Source organism: Pedobacter sp. HMWF019 (assembly GCF_003061025.1).
In the GTDB taxonomy this organism is placed as follows: Bacteria; Bacteroidota; Bacteroidia; order Sphingobacteriales; family Sphingobacteriaceae; genus Pedobacter.
This window is the reverse complement of sequence record NZ_QAIL01000585.1, coordinates 1-1820: the sequence shown is the minus strand read 5'-3', so window position 1 is coordinate 1820 and position 1820 is coordinate 1. Positions and strand designations below refer to the sequence as shown.

Annotated in this window: 1 protein-coding gene and 1 pseudogene; both read left to right on the top strand. The window is 37.3% G+C overall.

Annotated features, from left to right (window positions below; all coding sequences use genetic code 11):
• Positions 1-212: pseudogene (locus DBR11_RS28090) on the top strand (hypothetical protein); the annotation flags it as partial.
• Positions 213-755: 543 nt separating this feature from the next.
• The gene (locus tag DBR11_RS28085; protein WP_108555847.1) at positions 756-1700 is read left to right on the top strand and encodes a nuclear transport factor 2 family protein; all 945 of its coding nucleotides are present in this window, start codon (positions 756-758) and stop codon (positions 1698-1700) included.
• The last annotated feature ends 120 nt before the right edge of the window (positions 1701-1820 follow it).

Genomic DNA, 1820 nt, shown 5'->3' with positions numbered 1-1820 from the left:
AGAAAACATCAATTAAAAATATGGCACTAACAGGAAAAATATTTGTAGAAGAAAAGGACATCTTGTACATCAGAGGTGAAATTAATGGTGAGATTAAAGGCGAACTTAAAGGTAAGATGGAAATAGCTCAGGAATTAAAAAAAGAAGGCTTAACTAACGAATTTATAGCCAAAACCACCAAACTTTCGATTCAAGAAATCGAAGCGATCTAATACCCTCCCCCAGTTCGTCCAATTCTTAGAAGAACGCGTGACAAACATTCCAATTTTCTGCGCAAAACCACAAAATAAGATATTACAGCCCACATTATAGGATAGCTACATACCGATTGATGTAATAGCTACAACATATTGCAAAAGAAATCGGGCTATCAAAAGAAGAAGTAGAAGCTCTATAGCTTCAATCAAAATTTTGATCAGCGCAAAGTCTTATCTTTCACCACCTCCCCGGTCTGCACCCAAGAAAATATGTTTTCATGATCAAGCCTCAGAGCCTGTAAGGTTCAGCGCGATCAGAAAACATATTTTCCCCTCATAAATCCCTATATGTTATAGAAACAGAAAAAAGCTTAATATTGAAAAGGGAACCCAAACCTGTCTTTTATTTAATTCTTTCATGTATTGCGTTAATCCAGGCCCTTAAATTTCAGGAAATTCCGACCGAAGCTGTTTATTGGTCGATGAGAAAATGCATATGTTAATATACAATAGTCTTTGATTTTGTAACAAATAAGGAACCAACTGATTCTAAGCATCATGAATCTAAAACTCTTACTATTAGGGGCCTGTGTTATATTCACTTCTACAAGAAAAGTAAATGCCCAGGACATCCAAACTGATAAAACAACTGCTGAACTTAAAATTGAATTCAATGCAAAAGACAGCCTTATATTTGAAATTGCATTTAAAACCTGTGAAGTAGACAGGTTAACTGAAATCTATGCAAAAGATTTCGTTATGCTCTATGACGGTGGACTTAATCGTCCAACTATACAACAAACCTTTGCTGATTTTGAACAACGTCTACGAAATTCCTGCAAAAACAAATCCACCAAAGTACTATCCAGCATGCATAGGATCCTAAGTCCGGGTACTATGCAGGTATTTCTGTTAACTGCAAACAGTGCCGTTCAAACAGGAGTACAACAATTTTTCATGAAGCAATCCGACGGTAAAGAGATCATTGTTGAAGAATCGAAATTTACACGTTACTGGACAAAAACAAAGTCAGGCTGGCGTATAAGTACAGAGACCGATTTTCTGGTCAATAATAATCCTCAGGCTACTTTACAGGAGCGCTATAAACCAGTACCCTACGTACCCGCTTCTAAAGAACTGTACAATACCATCGTTAAAATGGACAGCATCTATTTTGACACCTATAACCACTGCAAATTGGACTTGATGGATTCATTGACAGCAGAAGATATTGAATTCTACCATGACCGCGGCGGATTATCAACTTCCAAAAAGCAGTTGTTGGAATCCATCAAAAAGAATATCTGTGGTAAAGTCACCCGCATCTTAACCAAAAACAGTATTGAAGTCTATGAAATTCCAAACTACGGCGCTGTTGAGTTTGGATACCATAGTTTTCGCAACATTGCAGAACAAGGAGAAAGTGTGCCTAGTAAATTTGTAACCCTATGGCGCAAAAAGGACGGAAAATGGCAAATGACCAGGGTGATCAGCTTGCATTAAGCTGAATACCTTCCCTTTCAAATATCAGCCATAATTTTTATTAGAATTTCCCATCTCCACATTGGTGCAATTCAGATAAAATATGCCAGATAAAATTAATGGCCCTGAACAGGGGCAGCT